At 57.5% G+C, this 6,166-nt stretch carries 2 protein-coding genes and 2 pseudogenes; 2 read left to right on the forward strand and 2 right to left on the reverse strand.

Features of this window, described 5'->3' with window-relative positions; genetic code table 11:
- A pseudogene (locus tag EN850_RS33265) lies at window positions 1–413 on the forward strand (transposase); the annotation flags it as partial.
- A 222-nt stretch (window positions 414–635) separates the two neighbouring features.
- Here the strand turns inward: EN850_RS33265 and EN850_RS33270 are convergent.
- Entirely contained in the window at window positions 636–2,225 is a 1,590-nt protein-coding gene (locus tag EN850_RS33270) for a DUF6119 family protein (RefSeq protein ID WP_164893205.1), read from the reverse strand.
- A 672-nt stretch (window positions 2,226–2,897) separates the two neighbouring features.
- Here EN850_RS33270 and EN850_RS37585 point away from each other — a divergent pair.
- Window positions 2,898–3,051: pseudogene (locus tag EN850_RS37585) on the forward strand (IS110 family transposase); the annotation flags it as partial.
- Window positions 3,052–5,594: 2,543 nt separating this feature from the next.
- Here EN850_RS37585 and EN850_RS37805 read toward each other — a convergent pair.
- Window positions 5,595–5,702 (reverse strand): hydantoinase B/oxoprolinase family protein, encoded by a 108-nt coding sequence (locus EN850_RS37805; protein WP_135897790.1) that lies wholly within the window; start codon window positions 5,700–5,702, stop codon window positions 5,595–5,597.
- Window positions 5,703–6,166 lie beyond the last annotated feature (464 nt).

The following is a 6,166-nucleotide window of genomic DNA, read 5'->3' on the forward strand; positions in this document are numbered from 1 at the left end:
AAGCACTGCCCGGCAATCCCTATGACGGCCACACGCTGGCAAGCGTCATCCCCGACATGGAAAAGACCATCGGCAACGAGATCGGCCGCATCCTCGCCGACGCCGGCTATCGCGGCCACAACGCACCCCAGAGCCACAAGCTCAGGGTCTTCACCGCGGGCCAGAAACGCCGCGTCACCCCAGCCATCAAGCGCCAGATGCGACGGCGGTCGGCGGTCTAGCCCGTCATCGGCCACATCAAGAACGAACACCGCATGGGCCGCAACTACCTCGCCGGCCAGCAGGGCGACGCTCTCAACGCCATCCTGGCCGCCGCCGGATATAACTTCTCTCTCCTGCTCAGGTGGCTGAAGGGATTTTTGTGGCTTCTCATCGCAGCCTTACAAAGTCAGCCGAAAGAGCTCGAAGCCTGATCCCTCTCATTGTTCACGGCCGACGAATACCGCTTCCAGCAGGACCTTGATCGAAGCGTCCAGCTAACTGTCCCGTATTGGTAGGGCAAGCCAAGAAGCTGCCATTCCCACATCGATCTCGGTAGCGAGCCACCGGCCGGCGTCAGCCGGTGCATTACAGCCTAGAACAGCGCGATGACTTGTATTGGTCCCGAAGAGACTCAGGCGGTTCACTACTAGGGTTCAAACCGGATTGGCCGGAGCGAGGCCAACCCACAGAAGGCCTACGCGATAGTTTATTCGCCGAAGCTGTTTCGAGATGCTCATCAGAGCCACCTTGCTGAAGAAGGGGAGCGTCGGACTTCCCTCATGCAAAAGGGCGTAGACGATTTCATAGTCGGCCGGATTGGGCCTCTCCGTCGGAATTATGCCGACGATAGCTGGCATTGCCTCCCGAATTTGTTCCCTAAGCGGTGGATGGTCGAGGAATGCTTCGGCGGATACTTGTCCTTGCAGGAACAAATGACTTAGCGTTTGTGACTTGCTACGGCGCTTCACGTGCACGATCTGCCCGCCACTGGTCAGAATGTCACAAAATTCGACCCGACCACGCTCTCCTTCGAAATTCACAAGGTTCTTGTCGTAGAGGTACATGCCGGCCTGGGTATCGACCGCGCGGGCATTGTAATCGCCCTCCTTCTCGCCGGCCGTGTAGAAGGGGAGCTGGAGGGCTGCCAGCGGAATTTCCGCCATAGCTGCGTTGACGGTGACGACAAAATTGTCCTTTACCACATACCATTCGTCCGACGCGAGGATATGGAGCTGGTCGTTGAACTGGACCTCGGCGCATAGACATTTGAACACGGACCAACGGTCATGGAAGGGTCCGTCGTCGCTCGCGATACGCACCTTATCCGATTTCAGATCGGCAAGCGTAACCTCAAGCTCGTCATCGAAGAGGGCCAGATAATCGGAAAGACGAAGATCGTCGAACGCATCCGCCCGTGAGCTGCCGGAGAACTTGAACCGATCGACATTGTGATAGTCGATGATTTCCGGCGGTGCGAGATGTATGCCGTTGAGGTGCCCATTCTGCAACCGGGTGACAAGGTTCTCATTGAGTTCGTCCAGGCGCGAACGATCCCGGATGGGCGTGATCTTGCCGTACCAGGGAAATAGTTCCTGGTATGCCGTATCGTTGAATGAGTTGATGATCGTCAGGCCCTTGTCATCGATTCCATTATAATCGAGTTCACAGCTCAACTTGAGTCCGTCGCTACCCGTGAGCGTACCACCGAACGCTTCATCCCCTGATTTGCCGGTAATTGCCTGAAGGATGATACTCGATGTGTCGACGCCGAAATCGAAGATTTCGCCGATGCGGCTGTTTTGCGAGCGGGTCTGGATGGTCGAGTCTTCGGGCCTGCGTGTGTCGATACTCTTGATCCGCTCGCGGCCAAGCCGGTTCAGCGCCACCTTCAATCCGAACTGGCTCTCCAGGGCTTCCGGGCGAAATTCCTGAAACCCCATCCCGAAACATACAGCAAGCCATCTGCGCTGCGGGTCGGCGTCCTCAACAGCAAGCTCGACGCCGACAAATAGAATCGCAGCCGCTTGCCCGCCGTACAGCCCGTTGAACTGTAATTGGTCGGCAGCATTGAAAAAGGATATCCAGCCCGGCGGACAATTGTATGCTTGGCCTGCAAACAGACGCTTGTTATCGGGATTCCCCGTAAGGGGCTTTTCCTCTAGCCGATTTTGGTCTTTGAGCGAATCCGCTGGATCGGCGATATGCGCTTTCAGCAGCCGGAATGTATATGATCTTTTTGCCACAATTTACTCCCCTCAAGCAACGACGAAGATGATAGATGTTATCGCCGACCGCCTCACCCCAAAATGTGGGACAGGAGACATTCGGGAGCGCACCGGAAGGCCCACGCTTATGGACGCGTCGCATGTGCGACTGCTTCGCGGAAGCGCGCGATCTGACCGTAACGGCCGATCGGAGGGGCATTGCAACCAATCACGGCGCAGTGAATTAAGAAGTTCATCGGATAGCGGCGCGGCCGCACAGCAAACCCGTGAATGTTCTCGGAGTGCTCGGTCGTTTCCCCCGGGCAGCCGACGGGCAGCCGGAACATGAATGAAGCTGGGCCGTCGCGGCACAATCTCGCACGGGCCAATGCCAAAGCTCCCTGGCAAACACTTCAGTCAATCACCAGTAGTTTTCCGGAACATTCGACCTTCAGTAATCAGGCTGCTGTCAGTAATTTCTATTCCCAGTCTCCGTCCTTCTAGGCCAATCCTCGATAAGAGACGGCTCAATGTCCGCTTCATGAATATAGCAGCGCGAATGGATCACTTTGCGCAAATAATTGGCCTATCAGGGCAGGGACTCGGCGTTTTCGCGCCGCTTGCAAACATTTCCCACAATTTGCTGATGAGAAGTGCGAGAATTCCCGCTCTACGTCACGCGGGCAGGTCCCGGTCTTCTTTACGGGGCCGCCGAGGTGCATCGTTGCGATGGAGGCGTGCGAGACGGCGCATTGTTAGGGACATCAGATCGCGAAGCTCGGCCATGAACTTCGCCTGCTGCCACGTGTTCACGTGAAGCCGTTCGTCAAAACGACAGAAGAATGACGCGGCAGAGGCCGAAGCGACTGCGCAGATTGTGCCGTCCGCTCATTAATGCTCTCCGGACCCGACTGGCCGAACATGGGTCGTTGCGTCCCATACGGGTGACGTGCCCGTCTTTAGGCTGGCGCGAGGTATGCCATCTGTCCGGTCGTGGCGCTGAAAACCGGGCTGAAACGGCGGGTTGAAATGAAGGCGTCAATGGGCGCAGATCTTTGAAGTGCTCAGCATCGAATTGAACTTTTCGGCCGGGTAAATCTGCGATCTAATGGCGCGGAGACCGCTGCGTCAGGCATTCGCATCGCTTGAACATGGTGCCGGTTGCCAGCTCTTTGCGCTGGCGGGCCTTTTATCGCGGTGCAGATTACAACCTCCTTCCACATAGGGCGGATCGCCACCTCGGCCTTCGTCCTCTTGGCAACCCTCATCATCGTGCTCTCCATGCTCGGGCTCGAATCTTCCGCGGGCAAGGCGGGGCGGCAAGAAGAGAGGGAAAGTCCCGGCGGAGTAGGCAGCCCTCATTCCGCACGCTGACACGCTACCTCGCTTGCTGCTTCCAATCGAGCTAAGTGCTGGACGGCGAACTCTGACGTCCATGGATTAGAGTCGTGAAATTCCCGTCCAAATCGAGATAAGGGTGCCCGTCCACTTGGTGAGGTAAGCGCCCTCGCCCAACCTCCATGTACTTCGGAATTGGATTACGTTCGATTGTTACTTGCTCGTACCGTCGCGAAACATCGACAACGCAGGTGCGAACGCTTCCTCCAACTGCTCAAGGCCGGCGTTCGCGCCGAACCTTCTGCATTAGTCGCGTGGTCATTCATATGCCCTTCGGACCGCGACCCATATCGGCGAGGCCGCCGAGCGAGCGCTGCCGCGACTGCGTTTTCCACCGTTTGTTCGATCAGTCTCACGGAGATTGTTTCCAAACTTCATGAATGGCATCCACGAGCGCCGCGCCTAAATCTTTGACATCGGTATCGCTCATTGGGGTCGAGAGCGCGTCAGAGCAATTCGTCGTCATCAGAAAACCCCCGTTCCAGCATTGCAAGATGCACCTTTGCCAGCGCAGCCTTCTGCAATGCGCTCGGGAACGAGGTCCGGCAGTTTCGGATAACTCCGGTTCCTCAGGTGGAGCCGCAAGAGGAGCTCGTGCCGGTAACTGCGTGGGTAGTTCGCACCTTCTCAGTTGCTACATGATTTCGCTGCGAATCGTATCGCCCATCTGGGCCACGGCATCCTTTGTGTTTGATTGCAGCGCCGCCAGCCCAGCTGTTATACTGAGCGGGTTAGCGCTGAATGTGCCGCCGTGGTAGACGGCTGGCTTGCTCTTGGTGCGTTTGGTGAGTTGCAAGGAGCTGACTTGGGGCGCATGGAGAACCGGTGCTTCCCAAGTCAGCTCCTTGCAACAAGGCATTCTGTTTGCCGTATGATCGAGAGTTCTCTTGAACCTATCGCGCCGCAGTTAGTCCCGGCAGTCATGCGTCTGATGAAGCAGAGGCACGCCTTATCTATGGTCAAGGCGGTTGCCTATGCGCTCCCCGGAACACCGGCTACGGCGCAAACTGGGCCGTTTCGCGACAAATGGCGGGTGAGGGGACCACAGCACCTGGTGCTGCGTTCAGCGCAAACTCGATGATTCCCTATGATGAACCTGCGCACGCTCTCGTGGAGGAGACCCCGCGCCTCGTCAACATGGTTACGCCGAAGGACGCCGGGTCGGCGCCAACGCCGCCGGCTTCTTCCGCAATCGGGCGGCGGCAACGAGGATCAGCATGCGCTGTCCGCATGCCGGTAGCGTTGGCCGCCCGCTCGGTCCACTAATGCGGCAGAGATCCTGGCCTTCAAGGCGCGGTCCGAGACGCCTCCAGGATCTGCAGAGCGATCGCGCAATCCGCACACCGCGAATGCCGATGCACAGTCCAGCGCCGACTGCGTTTTCGCCGCGGTACGGCGCTGGCCTTCCAAATTGCCTATCGCTTGCGACGCGGTCACTGACCAAGGTGGGCAAGATACACGCGTAATTTTCGCGCTGATCCTCCCTCCGTGGTTTTTGTTTCAGCGCCAGCGCTTTCAACAGAGGTTTGCCAAGGCGTCCACCAGCTCCTGTAAGACGACTTTTACCGATCCCATTTGAAAGCTCTTTCACCTTCTCGGCGAAGAGCTGGTCACCCCGGCATTAGCTGCAGAACAGGTCGCTTTTATTCATCAGTACCAGTTCATTGAGGAGTACCGGCAGCACGACGACATCGTCGCCCGAGGTCAGACGGTCATCGACGGTTTGTCCTTGACAGGCCTCCAAAGAGGCCATGCGGCGGATAGGCACGCTTGTCGGAACGACATTCAAGGTGGCTGAATTCGCAAGGAGCCGATAATCTCGCCGGATGGCGAGTCTGCCCCTGCGGGACCCGTGTCGGGGACGAAGCCTGGTGTTCGATGCGGGGGATAGGCCTGCTCGATCATCTTGATCGGCACGTTCGACTGGTTGGCGCCGATATTCGGCCACCATCCAGCTTGTTATTCGCCAGGCTGGCCCCAGGTCGAGAGATCCAGTGAGGCGCGAACGATCTAAAGCACGGTACGGATGCTCGTAAGCGTCATCACCTCGGCGATGGTATCGAACGCGTTCTTCTTGAAAGTCTCGAGCAGAAACGGATCTGTCTTGCGGGATTGCATCACGCGATCCCTCGCTGCAGATCAACGAACAGATTGTCGAATTCGTCCCGGAGGATGGAAGCGTCTGGCGGCACAACCGCCGTTCCTCCAATTCCTCCACGATAATCGGCCCGGCCGCTTCTCCGCCAGACATGCTTCTGCGGGCGTCCAGTGGCCGCGACGATCAAGCGCTGACGATCGCTGGCCGAAACGGTGAAGAGATGCCATTGCACGTGCATTAGACCGCACACCACACCGCAAAACGGAACCCCAGAACCGGGCTCTTTTGATCCGATTGATCCACTAGCGTCCTAGAACAATCGCACACATGGAAATTTGTTGGGACGTTCCATGCCCACCGCTGGCATGGAAACATTGCAACAGATCGTTCAAATAACTTTACAGAATCTTTTGCAACCGCGGACCGCTGACGATGCTAGGTTCATCCGCAAGGTCTGAAGGCACGCGTGAATATGAGCCACGCC

The organism is Mesorhizobium sp. M8A.F.Ca.ET.207.01.1.1, from assembly GCF_004794715.1.
Lineage (GTDB): Bacteria > Pseudomonadota > Alphaproteobacteria > Rhizobiales > Rhizobiaceae > Mesorhizobium.

Excerpts from the sequence above, each read along its gene's own strand:
- EN850_RS37805 (WP_135897790.1), bottom strand. The coding sequence starts at position 5,702 with ATGCAATCCCGCAAGACAGATCCGTTTCTGCTCGAGACTTTCAAGAAG.